The 17026-nt window shown below is 67.7% G+C and carries 17 protein-coding genes; 13 read left to right on the top strand and 4 right to left on the bottom strand.

Going from position 1 to position 17026, the window contains the following annotated elements:
- From HMPREF3014_RS22635 to HMPREF3014_RS22595, 9 genes are all read left to right on the top strand, one after another.
- A partial coding sequence (locus HMPREF3014_RS22635) for an amidase (RefSeq protein WP_070753849.1) occupies positions 1-1064 on the top strand: 1064 nt, incomplete at its 5' end.
- 99 nt (positions 1065-1163) lie between these two features.
- Positions 1164-1934 (top strand): IclR family transcriptional regulator, encoded by a 771-nt coding sequence (locus tag HMPREF3014_RS22630; RefSeq protein ID WP_003093951.1) that lies wholly within the window; start codon positions 1164-1166, stop codon positions 1932-1934.
- 64 nt (positions 1935-1998) lie between these two features.
- On the top strand, positions 1999-2571 hold the full coding sequence (locus HMPREF3014_RS22625) for a YceI family protein (protein WP_003093949.1): 573 nt from the start codon (positions 1999-2001) through the stop codon (positions 2569-2571).
- Between the two features lie 74 nt (positions 2572-2645).
- The gene (locus HMPREF3014_RS22620; RefSeq protein ID WP_003120863.1) at positions 2646-3725 is read left to right on the top strand and encodes a phospholipase D-like domain-containing protein; all 1080 of its coding nucleotides are present in this window, start codon (positions 2646-2648) and stop codon (positions 3723-3725) included.
- 99 nt (positions 3726-3824) lie between these two features.
- On the top strand, positions 3825-5105 hold the full coding sequence (locus tag HMPREF3014_RS22615; RefSeq protein WP_023087793.1) for an acyltransferase family protein: 1281 nt from the start codon (positions 3825-3827) through the stop codon (positions 5103-5105).
- A 93-nt stretch (positions 5106-5198) separates the two neighbouring features.
- The gene (locus tag HMPREF3014_RS22610) at positions 5199-5810 is read left to right on the top strand and encodes a DUF2846 domain-containing protein (protein WP_023087792.1); all 612 of its coding nucleotides are present in this window, start codon (positions 5199-5201) and stop codon (positions 5808-5810) included.
- 103 nt (positions 5811-5913) lie between these two features.
- Positions 5914-6498 carry a DJ-1/PfpI family protein gene (locus tag HMPREF3014_RS22605; RefSeq protein ID WP_003120861.1) on the top strand — a complete coding sequence of 195 codons (585 nt, stop codon included), beginning with the start codon at positions 5914-5916 and terminating at the stop codon, positions 6496-6498.
- A 20-nt stretch (positions 6499-6518) separates the two neighbouring features.
- A complete protein-coding gene (locus tag HMPREF3014_RS22600) occupies positions 6519-6827 on the top strand; it encodes a ribbon-helix-helix domain-containing protein (protein ID WP_003101146.1) in 309 nt (102 codons plus the stop codon).
- Between the two features lie 84 nt (positions 6828-6911).
- Positions 6912-8219: an Nramp family divalent metal transporter gene (locus tag HMPREF3014_RS22595; protein ID WP_073624752.1), complete on the top strand. Its 1308-nt coding sequence runs from the start codon at positions 6912-6914 to the stop codon at positions 8217-8219.
- A gap of 96 nt (positions 8220-8315) precedes the next feature.
- On the opposite strand, the gene HMPREF3014_RS22590 is transcribed toward HMPREF3014_RS22595, so the two are convergent.
- Positions 8316-9839, bottom strand: coding sequence for a fumarate hydratase (locus HMPREF3014_RS22590; RefSeq protein WP_003093938.1), 1524 nt, complete (start codon positions 9837-9839; stop codon positions 8316-8318).
- 277 nt (positions 9840-10116) lie between these two features.
- On the opposite strand from HMPREF3014_RS22590, the gene HMPREF3014_RS22585 reads away from it, so the two are divergent.
- The 3 genes from HMPREF3014_RS22585 to HMPREF3014_RS22575 all read left to right on the top strand — a co-directional run bounded on the left by HMPREF3014_RS22585 (position 10117) and on the right by HMPREF3014_RS22575 (position 13001).
- The gene (locus HMPREF3014_RS22585; protein WP_003101151.1) at positions 10117-11244 is read left to right on the top strand and encodes a GGDEF domain-containing protein; all 1128 of its coding nucleotides are present in this window, start codon (positions 10117-10119) and stop codon (positions 11242-11244) included.
- Entirely contained in the window at positions 11237-12163 is a 927-nt protein-coding gene (locus HMPREF3014_RS22580) for an iron-sulfur-binding ferredoxin reductase (RefSeq protein ID WP_003101153.1), read from the top strand. The genes HMPREF3014_RS22585 and HMPREF3014_RS22580 overlap by 8 nt, the downstream gene beginning before the upstream one ends.
- 64 nt (positions 12164-12227) lie before the next feature.
- On the top strand, positions 12228-13001 hold the full coding sequence (locus HMPREF3014_RS22575; RefSeq protein WP_003101155.1) for an enoyl-CoA hydratase: 774 nt from the start codon (positions 12228-12230) through the stop codon (positions 12999-13001).
- A gap of 189 nt (positions 13002-13190) precedes the next feature.
- On the opposite strand, the gene pyk is transcribed toward HMPREF3014_RS22575, so the two are convergent.
- The 3 genes from pyk to HMPREF3014_RS22560 all read right to left on the bottom strand — a co-directional run bounded on the left by pyk (position 13191) and on the right by HMPREF3014_RS22560 (position 16530).
- A complete protein-coding gene (pyk, locus tag HMPREF3014_RS22570; RefSeq protein ID WP_003093930.1) occupies positions 13191-14642 on the bottom strand; it encodes a pyruvate kinase in 1452 nt (483 codons plus the stop codon).
- Between the two features lie 82 nt (positions 14643-14724).
- Positions 14725-15639 (bottom strand): universal stress protein, encoded by a 915-nt coding sequence (locus HMPREF3014_RS22565; RefSeq protein WP_010793816.1) that lies wholly within the window; start codon positions 15637-15639, stop codon positions 14725-14727.
- An 84-nt stretch (positions 15640-15723) separates the two neighbouring features.
- On the bottom strand, positions 15724-16530 hold the full coding sequence (locus HMPREF3014_RS22560) for a tetratricopeptide repeat protein (RefSeq protein ID WP_003101159.1): 807 nt from the start codon (positions 16528-16530) through the stop codon (positions 15724-15726).
- 93 nt (positions 16531-16623) lie between these two features.
- On the opposite strand from HMPREF3014_RS22560, the gene HMPREF3014_RS22555 reads away from it, so the two are divergent.
- Complete coding sequence (locus HMPREF3014_RS22555; protein ID WP_003120855.1) at positions 16624-17007, top strand: tetratricopeptide repeat protein; 384 nt, start codon at positions 16624-16626, stop codon at positions 17005-17007.
- Positions 17008-17026 lie beyond the last annotated feature (19 nt).

The following is a 17026-nucleotide window of genomic DNA, read 5'->3' as shown; positions in this document are numbered from 1 at the left end:
TCGGCTCGCAGACCTACAACCCGCTGTTCGGCACCACCCGCAATGCCTACGATCCGGCGCGGATCGCCGGCGGCAGCAGCGGTGGGGCGGCGGTGGCGCTGGCGCTGCGCATGCTGCCGGTGGCCGACGGCAGCGACATGATGGGTTCGCTGCGCAACCCCGCCGCCTACAACAACGTCTACGGCTTCCGCCCGTCCCAGGGACGGGTGCCGCACGGCCCGCAAGCGGAACTGTTCGTCCAGCAACTGGCCACCGAAGGCCCGATGGGGCGCAGCGTGGCGGACCTGGCCCGGCTGCTGGCCACCCAGGCCGGCTACGATCCGCGCTGTCCGCTGTCGTTGCGCGACGATCCGCGCAGGTTCGCCGACGACCTCGGGCGCGATTTCCGCGGAGCCCGGCTCGGCTGGCTCGGCGACTACGCCGGCTACCTGCCGATGGAGGAGGGCGTGCTGGAGCTTTGCGAAGCCGCGCTGGGCGATTTCGCCGAGCTGGGCTGCGACGTCGAGGCGTGCCTGCCGGACTATCCCCTGGAGCGCCTGTGGCGCACCTGGCTGGTCCATCGCCAGTGGCTGGTGCAGGGCTCGCTTGGCGAGCTTTACGCCGATCCCGCACGGCGCGTCCGGCTCAAGCCGGAGGCGCAGTGGGAAGTGGAGTCCGGGCTCGGCCTCGGCGCCACCGAGGTCTATCGCGCCTCGCTGGATCGCAGCGACTGGTATCGGGCGCTGGCGCGTCTGTTCGAACGTTACGATTTCCTCTTGCTGCCCAGCGCCCAGGTGTTTCCTTTCGATGCAGAAACGGCGTGGCCGCGGCAGGTCGCCGGGCGGCCGATGGACACCTATCACCGCTGGATGGAGGTGGTGATCGGCCCGACCCTGGCCGGTTTGCCGGCGATCAGCGTACCGATCGGCTTCGGCGCGGCGGGCCTGCCGATGGGATTGCAGATAATCGGCCCGGCGCAGGCCGACCTGGCGGTGCTGCAACTGGCCCATGCCCACGAGGGCCTGACCCGTTGGGTCAGCCGCCGTCCGCCGGCGATGCTCGAGGCTCCAGGGGGCATCGACTAGGCCGCGGAGCAATGCTGGCGTATTCGCAGATTCTTCCTACATGACCTGGGCCTGCATCTTGCTTTGCCATAACGGTCTGTCGACGGTGGAGGTGTCGTCATGCCGGAAAGAGAAGAGGCGGGAACCGTGCGTTCGGTGGAGCGGGCGCTGGCGATCCTCGATCTGCTGGGCCAGCACCAGGCGCTGGGGCTCGAGGAACTGCATTACCTGACCGAACTGCCCAAGGCCACGGTGTCGCGGCTGCTGCATACCCTGCTGGAGCAGGGCTGGCTGTACCGCGGCTTGACCGACCGGCGCTACCGGCTGCGTTCCACCCGCCTCTACGGTGACGCCGCCGAGCGCTTCCGTTGCCAGGTGGTGGAGCGTTCCGCGCCGCTGCTGGTGGAGTTGAGCGAGCGCACCGGGCTGGTCGCCGATTTGTCGATTCTCGACGGCGACCGCCTGCTGGTGGCGGAAAGCTCGGTGCCCGGCGTCCTGCGCAAGCGCTACCCGGCCAACCGGCTGGTGGTCGGCCAGCACGCCAGCCTGTTCCATTCGGCCATGGGCAAGGCCTGCCTGGGCGAACTGGCAGACAGCGAGGTGCGCCGCCTGGCGCGCCAGCACCAGGTAGACGAGGACCTCTGGTTGCGCACCCGCGAGCAGGCCCACGGCCAGGGCTACGGCGAGCGTACCGAGGGACACTGGGAGTATCCGGTGCGCCTGCCGTTCCTGATCCGCGCGGTGGCCTTGCCGGTACGCGCCCAGGGTCGCCTGCTCGGCAGCGTGGCGCTGCACTGGCCGCGCGACCAGGATTGCGTCGAACGGGTGCGCCGCCGGCACCTGGGAACCCTGGCCGATACCGTCAGTCAGTTGCAGCACGCGCTCGACTGACGCGGGAGTTTGCCTGCTCCCAGGCGGCCGGTTTAAGGTGGCGCCGGACGCAAAGGGAGCCCGCATGCACAAGTTGATCTGCCTCGGCCTGGCCCTCCTGGCCTTGCCGGTCCAGGCCGCCTGGTACCTGGACTACGAGTCGTCGCGACTCAGTTTCATCTCCACCAAGAACGCTACCCTTTCGGAAGTCGGCCGCTTCCTGGTCATGCACGGCAAGGTCGACGACAAGGGGCAGGCGCGCCTGCGCGTCGAGCTGGACTCGGTGAGCACCGACATCCCGCTGCGCGACGAACGCATCCGCGAGCATCTGTTCGAGACCAAGCGCTTCGCCGAGGCGGAGATCACCGCCCAGCTCGACCTGGCGCCGATCGTCGAGCTGGCCGACGGCGTGCAACTGGAAATGCGCCAGCCGGTGACCGTCAGCCTGCACGGCAAGCGCAAGAGCTACGCCAGCGACCTGTTGGTGACCCGCCTGGACGAGCATCGCTTCCAGGTGGTGACCCTGTCGCCGCTGGTGCTGGACGCCGCCGACTTCGACCTCGCCCCCGGCATCGAGACCCTGCGCAAGCTGGCCGGCGCCGGCAGCATCGGGCTCTCGGTGCCGGTCGGCGCCGTGCTGATCTTCACTTCGCGGTGAGCGGCCCGGTCTTTCCCTGGCGCAGCGACAACCGCTTCGCCCTGCTCAATGACGGCGTGCGGTTCTTCCCGCGCATGCTGCTGGCCATCGAGGCGGCGCAGCGGAGCATCGAGCTGGAGCTGTACCTGGTGGAAGACGGGCATTGCGCCGAACTGTTTCTCGTCGCCCTGCTGGATGCCCGCCGCCGGGGCGTCGCCGTGCGCTGCCTGTTCGACGGCTTCGGCTGCCTCGGCCTGGGCAGCGCCTGGATCCAGCGCCTGCGCGAGGCCGGCGGCGAACTGCGGCTGTACAACCCGCTGCGCTGGAAGCTGACTGGCGGCAATCTCTACCGCGACCATCGCAAGCTGCTGCTGGTGGACGGGCGCCTCGGTTATGTCGGCGGCGCCGGGATCACCGACGAATTCTGGGAACCGGTCAGCGACGTCAGCGCCTGGCGCGAGGTGATGGTCGAGATGGACGGCCCGGTGGTGGCGGACTGGGCGGCGCTGTTCGAGCGGCAATGGCTGGCCTGTCTCGAAGAGAAAGCCTGGAAGCCCCGCGAGGGCATGACCCTTACCCGCCTTCCGCCGCAGCCGGGGGCGGCCCGTGGGTTGGGCCGGGTGGCCTACGCCGACGCCCGCCAGCACCGCGACATCCTGCAATCGCTGGTCCGCGCGCTGAACGGCTCGCGCCGACGGATCTGGCTGGCGACGCCGTACTTCCTGCCGACCTGGAAGGTTCGCCGGGCCCTGCGCAAGGCCGCCCAGCGCGGCGTGGAGGTGCGCCTGCTGCTGGCCGGGCGGCTCACCGACCACGCCCCGGTGCGCTATGCCGGGCAGCGCTACTACCCGCGCCTGCTGCGCGCCGGCGTGCGCATCCACGAATACCAGCCGCGCTTCCTGCACCTGAAGATGGTCATGGTCGACGATTGGGTGAGCGTCGGCTCCTGCAACTTCGATCATTGGAATCTACGCTTCAACCTCGACGCCAATCTCGAGGCCCTCGACCCGGACTTCACCAATGAGGCGGCGGCGAGCCTGCTGGCGGACTTCGCCGACAGCCGCGAGGTGACCCTGGCGATGTGGCGCGCGCGACCCCTGTGGATGCGCCTGCACCAGCGCCTGTGGGGTTGGCTTGACCGGGTAGTGGTGAATTTCCTCGACCGCCGGCGCTAGGGAGCGGCCGTTCGTAGCCGCTGGCCGGCCCGGTGAAACTTGCCGGGGAGCTTGCGGGTCTACCCCGGACCGCCCATTACAATGACAAAGGAGAGATGCGTGGCAACGCCCGACTCCAAGGAACGTTTCATCGGACTGGAATGGTTGCGCTTCCTGCTCGGCCTGTACGTGGTGGTGTACCACACCCTGCATACCTATCCGAAAGAGCAGAAGTTTCCCGGTCTCGACGAACTGACCAGCCTGGGGTTCTTCGCCACCAGTACCTTCTTCGTGCTTTCCGGCTTCCTCCTGGCCCATGTCTACGCACGCAGCGGCCGGTTGCGCGAAAGCGCCCGCAGCTTCTGGACCAAGCGACTGTCCAATCTCTATCCGCTGCACCTGTTCTCCCTGCTGCTGTCGATCCTGGTGTTGCTGGCCCTCAGCCACCTGGGAATCGGTCCCGAGCTGGACAAGGCCACCCCGCGCTTCGTCATCTACGACACCAACGAAGTGCTCGGCCGCACCCACCCGGAACTCTTCCTGCACTGGATGAGCAACACCGAACTGTTCGTCAACAGCATCCTGCAGATCCTCCTGCTGCAGGCCTGGAATCCCTATTACCTGACCTTCAACGCGCCGTTGTGGTCGCTGTCGACGCTGATGTTCTTCTACCTGGCGTTTCCCTTCGTCGCCCCGCGGCTGATGCGCAGCCGGCACAAGTGGAAGGTGCTGGCGCTGGTCTGGCTGGTCTACCTGATCCCGCCGGCGCTGGTGGTGGCCAGCGAGAGCTACGGGATCCCCTGGACCGGCCTGCTGCACCGCAATCCGTTGCTGCGCCTGCCGGAATTCCTTGGCGGCATCCTGGCCTACGGGTTGTTCCGCGGCTACCGCGACCGTGGCATGGTGCCGGGACGCGGCCTGCTGGCCGCGCTGGTGGCGCTGATGGTGGCGGCCTTCCTGGTGGCCGACTACCTGTTCACCCAGGGCGCCAAACATTGGTACTTCCTGCTGCACAACGGCCTGCTGCTACCGGCCCAGTTGCTGCTGGTGTGCCTTTGCGCGCTGCCCGCCGACCCGAAGAGCGCTTTCGTCCGCCACTGGTCGCCGCGCCTGGGGGCCGCCTCGCTGTCGCTGTTCGCCCTGCATGTGCCGATGTTCACCCTGTTCTCCCGTAGCGAGCGCCTTATCGCCGTGCCGGGGCGTTGTCTCGACGACTGGCGCGCCTGCACCGAGGCGGCGGCCGCGCTGCCATCGTCGCTGCTCTACTACCCGCTGTTCCTGGTCCTGCTGGTGGCGTTCTGCGTGCTGTTCCAGGAGCGCGGCGTGGTGCCGGTGCGCAAGTGGCTGGTGCGCCGGCTGATGCCGGCGCCGGCGCTGGCCAAGGTGCCGCGCCCGGCCTGAGGCCGTTCTCCCGGAGAACCGGACTTTCGACGGGTGGCAGGCCCGGCCCGGCTGGTTATGCTGCGCGGATAACCATAAGAAGAGGGATGGAGCATGCTGCGCAGCCTGTCGCTGGCCCTGTCGATCGTCGCGAGCCTGGTCGGCTGCAGCACGCCCGGCGCGTTCTTCGGTGCGGTGGACGGACCGGCCTTCGTCGCCCATCCGAGCGCCGATGCCAGCCACGCCACCGTCTACCTCTACCGTCCGCGGAGCCAGTGGGCGGACGAGGAACTCGAGGCGCCGGGGATCTTCCTCAACAACGAACTGATCGGCAGCCTGCCGAGCAACGGCTACCTGGCGTTCGAGTTCGAGACCGGCAGCTACAAGCTGGAAATGCGCCGGCCGCTGGCGGGCAGCTTCTGGACCCTGTTCGCCGACGGTCCGATGGATTTCACCCGCATCGCCAGCTTCATGCTCGAGGCCAGGGCCGGCTCGGTCTACTACCTGCGCTACGACGAACTCAACCCGCCACCGAAGAGCGAGCACCCGGCGGGTGAGGGCGATGGCCCGCTGCAATTGGTGGCGGCCGATCTCGGCGCTGCGGAAATCGGCACTACCCACCAGGTCCAGGAGCCCATGCAGTTCGCCGCCAGCGGCTACCGGAAACGCGTGCAGCGCTCGTTCTGGGAAGGCGTCGGGCGGGCCCTGGACAAGATCGGCATCTGAACCCGGCACGCGTGTAGTAACCGTCTATTACCCGCGTCCCCCTGCGGATTGGCTACCTTAGGTGCATCCCCGGTATGACCGGGCCCTGCCCGAAGGAGTGCGCGTGATGGCTGCGAAGAAGATCCTGATGCTGGTCGGCGACTATGCCGAAGACTACGAAACCATGGTCCCGTTCCAGGCCCTGCAGATGGTGGGCCACCAGGTGCATGCGGTGTGTCCGGACAAGCGGGCCGGGCAAAGCGTGCGCACCGCCATCCACGATTTCGAAGGCGACCAGACCTACAGCGAGAAGCCGGGCCACAACTTCACCCTCAATGCCGACTTTGCCCAGGCCCGCGCCGAGGATTACGATGCCCTGCTGATCCCCGGCGGCCGCGCGCCCGAATACCTGCGCCTGAACGAGCAGGTGCTGGCTCTGGTGCGTGACTTCGATGCCGCGCGCAAGCCGATCGCCGCGGTCTGCCATGGCGCCCAGCTGCTGGCCGCCGCCGGCGTTCTGCAAGGGCGGGCGTGCAGCGCCTATCCGGCCTGCGCCCCGGAGGTGCGGCTGGCCGGCGGCGAGTACGTCGACCTTCCGCCGGACCAGGCCCACGTCGACGGCCACCTGGTCACCGCTCCGGCCTGGCCGGCGCATCCGGCGTGGCTGGCGCGCTTCCTCGAGGCGCTCGGCACCCGCATCAGCCACTGAGACCCAGGAGACCCCCGCGCATGTGCGAACTCTATGTGAAAGCCGATCCGATCCTCTATGAATCGCGCTCGCGTTCCTTGCGCATCCGCGGGGTGGTGACCACCCTGCGCCTGGAGAACCAGTTCTGGGACATCCTCCGGGAAATCGCCGAAGGCGAGGGCCTGAGCACCAACCAGTTGATCACCAATCTCTACGAGGAAGTGATGGACTATCGCGGCGAGGTGCTCAACTTCGCCTCCTTCCTGCGTGTCAGTTGCACCCGCTACCTGGCGCAGCGGCGCGAGAAAGTCGCCGAGCTGAGCCTGGTCGGCCAGCGCGCCCAGGCCTGAGGCGAGGGAAGACGCGACCGGGGTGAAACGTTTAGGCTGGTCGCACTTCCTCCCCCGATCCGGCGTCGCCTCGTGAAATACTCCCTGCCCACCACGGCCACCGCGCCGTTCTGTCCCTCGGCGGTCAGCCACAGCGTGGCGGTGCCGGCCGACGCCTCGCCGCTGCGCAAGCTGGCGCTGTTCGTCGGCCCCGGCCTGCTGGTCTCGGTCGGCTACATGGACCCCGGCAACTGGGCCACCGCCATCGAGGCGGGCTCGCGCTTCGGCTACGCGCTGCTGTTCGTAGTGGTGCTGGCGAGCTTTTCCGGGATGCTCCTGCAAAGCCTCTGTTCGCGCCTGGGCATCGCCACCGGCCGCGACCTCGCGCAGCTCTCCCGGGAGCGCTACCGCCCTGGCGTGGCGCGTGGCCAATGGCTGCTGGCGGAACTGTCGATCGTCGCTACCGACCTTGCCGAGGTGCTCGGCGCGGCGCTGGCCTTCCACCTGCTGCTGGGCGTCTCGATTACCACCGGGGTGGTCCTCACCGCCTTCGATACCCTGATCGTGCTGGCCCTGCAGGGCGCCAACTTCCGCCGCCTGGAGGCCATAGTGCTGGGGCTGATCGCGACCATCGGCGCGTGTTTCTTCGTCGAACTGGTGCTGATCGGCCCCTACTGGCCGGATGTCGCCGCCGGCTTGCGGCCGTCCTGGGACACCCTGAGCAGCCAGGAGCCGCTGTACCTGGCGATCGGCATCCTCGGCGCGACGGTGATGCCGCACAACCTCTACCTGCATTCGTCCGTGGTGCAGACCCGGGTCAGCGGCGACGACGCGGCGAGCAAACGCTCGGCGATCCGCTTTTCCCGGCTCGACACCATCGGCTCGCTGTCCCTGGCGCTGCTGGTCAATGCGGCGATCCTGATCCTCGCCGCCGCGGCTTTCCACGGTAGCGGCCATACCGAGGTGGTGGAGATCCAGGACGCCTACCACCTGCTCGACCCGTTGGTGGGCGGCGCCCTGGCCAGCTTCCTGTTCGGCTTCGCCCTGCTGGCGGCGGGGCAAAGCTCGACCTTCACCGGCACCATTGCCGGGCAGGTGGTGATGGAGGGTTTCCTCCGGGCGAAGATTCCCTGCTGGCAGCGGCGCCTGATCACCCGCGGCCTGGCCCTGGTGCCGGCCTTGATCGGCGTGCTCTGGCTGGGCGAAGCCGCGGTAGGCAAGCTGCTGGTGCTCAGCCAGGTGGTGCTCAGCCTGCAATTGCCGTTCGCCCTGTGGCCGCTGATTCGCTTCAGCAGCGACCGGGGCCTCATGGGGGAGTTCGTCAACCCGCGCTGGGTCAGCGCGCTGGCCTGGTCGTTGTTCGGCCTGATCTCGGCGGCGAACCTGACCTTGCTGTATTTCTGGTTCGGCTGAACCAAGGCGCCTGCGGCGCTGCCAGCCCAGGCTCCGGCCAGTGGCCGTACGAAAAAGCCCGGCGCGGGGCCGGGCTTTTTCAGGGACGGAGCAGGCTTACTTGACCTCGACCGCCAGGCTTTCGGCGATCTTCTTCTGCCAGACCGCTGGGCCGGTGATGTGCACCGACTCGCCGTTGGTGTCAACCGCGACGGTGACCGGCATGTCCTTTACCTCGAACTCGTAGATCGCTTCCATGCCCAGTTCGGCGAAGGCCAGCACCTTGGACTTCTTGATCGCTTGGGCGACCAGATAGGCGGCGCCGCCGACGGCCATCAGGTATACCGCCTTGTTGTCCTTGATCGCCTCGATGGCGATGGGACCGCGCTCGGACTTGCCGATCATGCCCAGCAGGCCGGTCTGTTCGAGGATCTGGCGGGTGAACTTGTCCATCCGGGTGGCGGTGGTGGGACCGGCCGGGCCGACCACCTCGTCGCCGACCGGATCGACCGGGCCGACGTAATAGATGAAGCGGCCTTTCAGGTCCACCGGCAGCGTTTCGCCCTTGTTCAGCATGTCGACCATGCGCTTGTGCGCGGCGTCGCGGCCGGTGAGCATCTTGCCGTTGAGCAGCAGGGTCTCGCCCGGTTTCCAGCTTTGCACCTCTTCCGGGGTGATCTTGTCCAGGTCGACGCGGCGCGCGGACGGGCCGGCTTCCCAGACGATCTCCGGGTAGGCGTCGAGCGACGGCGCTTCCAGTTCGGCGGGGCCGGAGCCGTCGAGCACGAAGTGGGCGTGGCGGGTCGCGGCGCAGTTGGGGATCATGCACACCGGCAGCGAGGCGGCGTGGGTCGGGTAGTCCATGATCTTGACGTCGAGCACGGTGGTCAGGCCGCCCAGGCCCTGGGCACCGATGCCCAGCTGGTTGACCTTCTCGAACAGCTCCAGGCGCAGTTCCTCGATGCGGTTCTGCGGGCCGCGGGCCTTTAGTTCGTGGATGTCGATCGGGTCCATGAGGACCTCCTTCGCCATCACCGCTGCTTTCTCCGCGGTACCGCCGATGCCGATGCCGAGCATGCCCGGCGGGCACCAGCCGGCGCCCATGGTCGGTACGGTCTTCAGCACCCAGTCGACGATCGAGTCGGACGGGTTGAGCATGGCCATCTTCGACTTGTTCTCCGAGCCGCCGCCCTTGGCCGCGACATCGACCTCGACCTTGTCGCCGGGAACGATGGAGTAGTGGATCACCGCCGGCGTGTTGTCCTTGGTGTTCTTCCGCGCGCCGGCCGGGTCGGCCAGGATCGAGGCGCGCAGGACGTTCTCCGGCAGGTTGTAGGCGCGACGCACGCCTTCGTTGATCATATCGTCGACGCTCATGGTAGCGCCGTCCCAGCGCACGTCCATGCCGACCCGGACGAACACGGTGACGATCCCGGTGTCCTGGCAGATCGGGCGGTGGCCGGTGGCGCACATGCGCGAGTTGATCAGGATCTGCGCCATGGAGTCGCGGGCAGCCGGCGATTCTTCGCGCAGGTAGGCCTCATGCATGGCCTGGATGAAATCGACCGGGTGGTAGTAGGAGATGAACTGCAGGGCATCGGCGACGCTCTGGATCAGGTCGTCTTGCTTGATCACGGCCATGGAGCACGGTCCTCTTCAGGCGGGTAATTCGGATGCGGGGCAGGGTCACGGAGCCGGCCGCAGCCGAGGAGCGCGCCGGTCAGGCACCGGCGCAAAAAAGGCGCGACAGTATAGCCGTTCCGGCGAGACGGGCGCACGCGCCGACGATCAGACCTTGGTCGGCCAGCCGGCTGGTCGGCCGATAAATCCGCGGTCCGCTAGCTGGCAGTTCGTTCGACTAGGCAACCCGCAGGGGGCAGGGTACATTGCGGCCAGGTGCCATTACGGGACGGAGCCCATGCGCACAGACAAGCCTCCCCTGAAACAGCGTGCGCTGCAAAAGCTCTTGCTCCGCCGGTTCGGCATGGCCGCAGGCACCTACCTGCTCGGCCTGGTCCTGCTCTGGCTGGCGCTACTCAGCGGCTTCTACCGCGCAGCGCCGACCACCGCGGCGGCCAGCACCACCCTGGTGGTGGCTTGCCAACTGGCCTTCCTCTGGCTGTTCGCCAGCGGACGCAACCTGCGTTACGCCGATCCCAGCCTGACCGAGCCGCAGGTGCTGGTGGCGATCGCCTGGCTGACCTATTTCCTCTACCACGTCGACAGCCTGCGCGGCACCTTCATGGTGTTCTACGTGCTGGCCCTGCTGTTCGGCGTGTTCCAACTGCCGCCGCGGGTCTTCGCCCGCTGTGCGGCGCTGGCGTTCATCGCTTTTTCCGGCATCTACCTGGTAGAGGCCTTGCAGCAGCGTCTCGAGCTACCGGGCCGGGCTGCATTGCAGGTGCTCGTGATGTTCATCGTAATGGTCTGGCTGAGCCTGTTCGCCAGCTACATACAGGCGATGCGGCAACGCATGCGCCAGCGCCGCTATGCCTTGCAGGCGCACCAGGACACGCTGCGCGGCATGATGCGCCAACTGGAAGACCTGGTGGCCACCGACGAACTCACCGGTCTGTTCAACCGCCGGCATTTCATGCGCATGGCCAGCCGGGCGCTGGAAGACCTGCTGCCGAACCGGCAGCACGGCCTGGCGCTGATCGACCTCGATCACTTCAAGCGGATCAACGACCGCCACGGCCACGCCGCCGGCGATCGGGTCCTGCAGACCTTCGCCGCGGTGGCGCGTTCCTGTCTGCGCGATGGCGACGTCCTGGCCCGTTACGGCGGCGAGGAGTTCGTCCTGCTGCTGCCCCACGCCGACGCGGAACAGCTGGAAAGCTGTTGCGAGCGCCTGCGCCTGGCGTTCCAACAGGCGGAACCGGTCGGGGTCACGGTGGATACCCTGAGCCTTTCGGTGGGCATGACCCTGCTGTATGCCGACGACGATCTCGACGAGGCCTTGCAGCGGGCCGACCAGGCGCTCTACCGTGCCAAGCGCGGCGGACGAAACCGCTGCGACGCCACCTGGGAGGTCACCAGTGCCTGACATACGGGTCGGCGAGCGACGCCTTGCCGTCGCCGCCGGCAGCAACCTGCTGGATGCGCTGCTCGCCGGCGGCATCGCCGTGCCCCATAGCTGCCGCGCCGGCAGTTGCCACGCCTGCCTGGTGCATTGCCTGCAGGGCGAGGTGGACGACACCCTCCCGGAGGCGCTCGATCCGGCACGGCGCGAAGCGGGCTGGCGGCTGGCCTGTCAGTGCCGGGTGCTCGGCGACCTCGTGTTGCAGCCTTTCGATCCTGAGCGCGACGGGCTGCCGGCCAGGGTCGTAGCCTGCCACTGGCTGGGCGATGTGCTGCGCCTGCGCCTGGAGCCGGAGCGGCCCTTGCGCTATCGCGCCGGGCAGCACCTGCTGCTGTGGAGCGACGATGGCGTGGCGCGTCCCTATTCGCTGGCCAGCCTGCCTCACGAGGACCCATGGCTGGAGTTCCACATCGACTGTAGCGCTCCCGGCGCGTTCTGCGACCGCGCCCGGCGCCTGGCGCCTGGCGCGCTCCTGCGTCTGGGCGAGTTGCGCGGCGGGGCGTTGCGCTACGAGCCGGACTGGCAGGAGCGACCGCTGTTGCTGATGGCCGCCGGCACCGGGCTGGCGCCGCTCTGGGGGATACTTCGCGAGGCCTTGCGCGCGGAACACCAGGCGCCGATCCAGTTGCTGCACCTGGCGCGCGACCACTACCTGGCGAGCGAGTTGGCGGAGTTGGCCGGGCGTCATCCGCAAGTGCGCGTCAACCTGGTGTCGGCGGCGCAGTTGCCCTCTGCCTTGGCCGATCTCCGCCTTGTTCCGCGGCGCAGCATGGCCTTACTCTGCGGCCAACCCGCCAGCGTCGAACGCTTCGCCCGGCATCTCTACCTGGCCGGCGTACCGCGTAGCCAGACCCTGGCGGACCTGTTCCTGCCCCACGCCTGACGCGGCGCGGTGGCGGTGCCTTGCAGCCATTGCCGCGGCCCTGCGCCGCATCCCTGGAGTGACGATGAGCGAGCTGATTCGGGTCGAACGCGAAGCGGGGCTGCTGACCCTGCGCCTGGACCGCCAGGACAAGAAGAACGCGCTGACCCGCGCGATGTACAGTCGGATGGCCGAGGCGCTGCTGGAGGCGCAGGCCGATACGGCTGTGCGGGTAGTGCTGATCACTGGCGGCGATGCCTGCTTCACCAGCGGCAACGACATCCTCGACTTCCTCGAGCAACCGCCATCCCTGCGCGACAGCCCGGTCGGCCGCTTCATGAGCGCCCTGCTGGAATTCCCCAAGCCGGTGATCGCCGCGGTGAACGGACCGGCGGTGGGTATCGGCACCACCCTGCTGCTGCATTGCGACCTGGTCTTCGTCGGTCGCAATGCGCGATTGAAGATGCCGTTCGTCAACCTCGGCCTGACACCGGAGTTCGGCTCGAGCCTGATCCTGCCGCGCATGCTCGGTCATGCCAGGGCTGCGGAATTGCTGATGCTCGGCCAGGACTTCAGCGGCGAGCAGGCGGCGGCCTGGGGCCTGGCCAATGCGGCGCTGGAGGATGGCGCCACGGTGCTGGAGCACGCCCGCGATGCGGCCCGGCGCTTCCTGCACCTGGCGCCCTCGGCGGTAGTGGAGAGCAAGCGCCTGATGAAAGCGCCGTTTATCGAGGAGCTTCGCCGGGTGATCGCCGAGGAAGGCGATATCTTCAGTACCCGACTGCGCTCGCCCGAGGCGATCGAGGCGCTCAGCGCCTTCATGCACCGGCGCCAGCCGGATTTCTCCAGGTTCGCCTGAGCACACCGCTGTTGGGCCAGCGGAGCGACGATCCGTAGGGCGGATAACGCCCCAGGCGTTATTCGCCGCGATGCGGCTGAAACGGCGGATAACCGCGTAGCGGTTATTCGCCCTACACCACGTTGGGCTAGCGGAGCGCCGGTCCGTAGGGCGGATAACGCCACGGGCGTTATCCGCCGCGACGTGCGCTTATACCAGCAGGTCGCCGACGTGCAGCACCTTCATGGTGTTGGTGCCGCCCTGGGCGGTGTAGCTGTCGCCCTTGGTCAAGATCACCCAGTCGCCCTTGGTCACCACGCCGCGCTTGAGCAACTCGTCGACCGCGGCCTGGCTGACCTTCTCCGCCGGCAGCGCCGCCGGGTCGAAGGGGATGGTTTCCACGCCGCGGAACATCGCCACGCGAGCCTGAGTCTCGCGGTGCGGGGAGTAGGCGTAGATCGGTACCGACGAGCGGATGCGCGACATGATCAGCGGGGTGAAGCCGCTTTCGGTCAGGCAGATGATCGCCTTGATCCCCGGGAAGTGGTTGGCCGTGTACATCGACGCCAGGGCGATGCTCTCGTCGCAGCGGTCGAAAGTCTGGCCGAGGCGATGGCTGGATTTCTGGCTGGTCGGGTGCTTCTCGGCGCCCTGGCAGACGCGGGCCATGGCTTTCACCGCTTCCACCGGGTACTCGCCGGCGGCGCTTTCCGCTGAGAGCATCACCGCGTCGGTGTAGTCGAGCACGGCGTTGGCCACGTCGGAGACTTCCGCGCGGGTCGGCATCGGGCTGTGGATCATCGACTCCATCATCTGGGTCGCGGTGATCACCACTTTATTGTTGCGGCGGGCGTGCAGGATGATCTTCTTCTGGATGCCGACCAGCTCGGCATCGCCGATTTCCACGCCGAGGTCGCCACGGGCCACCATTACCGCGTCGCTGGCACGAATCAGGCCGTCGAGTGCGTCGTCGTCGGCGACCGCCTCGGCGCGCTCGATCTTGGCTACCAGCCAGGCCTTGCCTCCGGCCTCGGTGAGCAGGCGGCGGGCGTATTCCATGTCCTTGGCGTCGCGCGGGAAGGAAACGGCCACGTAGTCCAGGTCCATGTCCGCGGCCAGCTTGATGTCGGCCTTGTCCTTGTCGGTCAGCGCCGGCGCGGTGAGACCGCCGCCGCGGCGGTTGATGCCCTTGTGGTCGGACAGCGGGCCGCCGATCAGCACCCGGCAGCGCAGTTCGTCGGCGGCGACTTCCTCGACCACCATCACCACCCGGCCGTCGTCCAGCAGCAGTTCATCGCCGACCCCGCAGTCCTTCACCAGGTCCGGGTAGTCGATGCCGACCACTTCCTGGGTACCGGCGTCGCGGGCGTGGCTGGTGGAGAAGCGGAACTTGTCGCCGACCTGCAATTCGATGCGCTTGTTGGCGAACTTGGCGATGCGGATCTTCGGTCCTTGCAGGTCGCCGAGCAGGGCGACGAAGCGGCCGTGCTTGGCCGCCAGTTCGCGCACCAGCCTGGCGCGGGCGCGGTGTTCATCGGGGGTGCCGTGGGAGAAGTTGAGGCGGGCGACGTCGATCCCGGCCAGGATCAGTTGCTCCAGCACTTCCGGGGAATTGCTGGCTGGGCCGAGGGTGGCGACGATTTTGGTGCGGCGAACGGACATGCAAAGGACTCCTTGGATAACGCTGGCGTGCAGGCTACCACCGGCGAGGCTCGGCGGCGACTGCGGAGTCATACTATCTGCATCAGATGTCATTTGTCGGTTTGAGCACCAGCAGGTCGCATTCCACCTCCTCCAGGACGCGTTCGGCGGTCTGCCCGATCAGTGCGTTGTCCAGGTGCCCCCGGGCGACCGCGCCCATCAGCAGCAGGTCGATGTCGTTGGCCCGGACGAAGTCGGGGATCGCCTGCTCGGCATAGCCGGCCAGCAGGTGGCGGCGCTCCGCGGCGATCTCCGGGTAGGCTGCCAGCAGGTCGTCGAAGGCCTGGCGGTGACGTTCCTCATGTTGCAGCACGAAACGCTCGTAACCGGCGAGCATTTCCGCGTCGAACAGCAGGCTGCGCGGCAACGCCGCGTGGGTATGCAGGTAGTCGGCGCGCAGCCCCAGGCTGGCTTCGAGCTGGCGGGCGGCGGCGATCAGCCGGTGATCGAGGGCGGCCGGCTTGTCGCTGGCATGCAGCGGGTCGAGCGCCGCGCACAGGCGCTGGCCGCGCCAGGCGTCGTGATGGACCAGCCAGAGCGGCTGCGGGCAGTGGCGGATCAATTGCCAGTCGCTGTTACCCAGTAGCAGGCGGCGCAGCAGGTTGTGCTTGCGGGTGCTCTTGAGGACCAGGTCGGGCCGGGTTTCGCCGACCCGTTGCAGGACCATCCGGTCCAGCGGCTTGCCCCACTGGGCCTCGACCTGAGTGCGGATGCCGGCCTGCTGCAGCGGCATGGAAAGCTGCTCCAGCCAGGTGACCCGTTCGTCCAGGTAAAGGTCGCGGGCACGCTGCAGCGAGTGACTGTCGAAGAACAGCCCGCCGTCCAGCGCCGGGTTGAAGTCGCACAGCAGCAACTCGACGCTGGCACCGCTGCGTTCGGCGATCCACTGGGCACGGGTAAGGGCCGGCTGTTCGTCGCTGCTCGGGTCGACGACCACCAGCAGGTTATGCAGGTTCATGGCAACGCTCCTGGCATTGGGCGGGAATGCCATTGCAGACCAGGCGCCGCGACGGGCGCTTGATCTGGGTCAGTCCGGCGGGGATCAGCGAGGTTGCACGTTGAGCGCCTGGTCGAGGTGCCGGCCGGCCTTGTTCGACAATTCGCCTTCAGGATAGTCGAGCAACTGGCGACGCAGGTATTCGATTGCCTTGTCGCGGTTCGGGTGCGGGTTGTCCGGCGCCAGGTACATCAGGCCGAGCTGGTAGAGGGCTTTTTCCTTTATACCGGCAGGAATCGCCGGATCGTTGACCGCCAGCAGGTAGAGCTCGGCGGCTTCGTCGACCCGATCCTTGAGCACCGCGCGGCGCGACAGCAGGGTCATGTCCGGGTCGAGGCTGGTCTTGTAGAGATCGAGGTTCTGCTGTGGCTTCCAGGTGGCGAGCAATTCGCGAGCGCTCTTCTGCACCGGCTCCCTGGCCCGCTGGCGCATTGCCAGCAGGCGCGCCTGGGCATGCTCGGCGGCGTGGGTGCCGGGGAACTCGCGGACCACGCGCTGGAAGTAGTCGGTGGCCTTGGCGTCGTCGCGCTGGTCGTTGTAGCGGCTCATGTAGATCAGGCCGATCTGGTACAGCGAGATACCGCGCACCTCGGCGCTGTAGCGGCGATTGTCGTAGCCGGTGAGGTAGAGCTTTTCCGCCTCGGCGCTCCTGTTGTCGCGGATCGCCATGGCGCTGTAGGTCAGCAGGTCGCCTTCCTCCTCGATGGCGGCGGTCATGCGGTTGCTCTTCATCTGCTTGTATTCGGCGACTTCGCCAGTGGTCACCTGGGCGACGAACAGCGGCGTGGTCGGCGAGCAGGCGGCCAGCAGCGACAGCAACGGGAGCAGGACGAGACGGCGGGCGAAGCGCATGGCATCTCCTTGGCGCCTGGGCGAGGGGCATCCCAGTCTAGTCAGGCCCTTCAGTCACGCCAATACGCGCCGATACAGTTCCCAACGGAGGATATGCCTATGCGAAGCTTGATCGTTGCCTGCCTGGCGCTGAGTGCCACCGGTTGTAACAGCTGGTCGCTGAACAGCGACCTGAACGGGGCCTACCGCGCCTACGACAAAGGCGATTGCGCACAGGTGATGCTCGACCTGTCGCGGGCCGAACGGCGGATTCGCGCGCGGCCCTACCTGCAGCCGGAAATCTCGCTGCTGCGCGGCCAGTGCCTGGAACGCCAGAGCCTGTTCGTCGACGCGGCGCAGACCTACCACTTCATCATCGCCCGTTACCCCACCAGCGAATATGCCTACCGTGCCAAGGCGCGGCTGGAGACGTTGCGCCAGCTGGGCCGGCTGAGCGAGACGCCGGCCTCGGCCAGCGCCGTGCCGACCCGCCTGTAGGCGGCCGGGAGGGATTGGA

Origin of the sequence: Pseudomonas sp. HMSC065H01 (assembly GCF_001815235.1) — a bacterium.
In the GTDB taxonomy this organism is placed as follows: Bacteria; Pseudomonadota; Gammaproteobacteria; order Pseudomonadales; family Pseudomonadaceae; genus Pseudomonas; species Pseudomonas aeruginosa.
The sequence above is the reverse complement of the archived record's forward strand: the minus strand, read 5'-3'. Positions and strand labels throughout refer to the sequence as shown.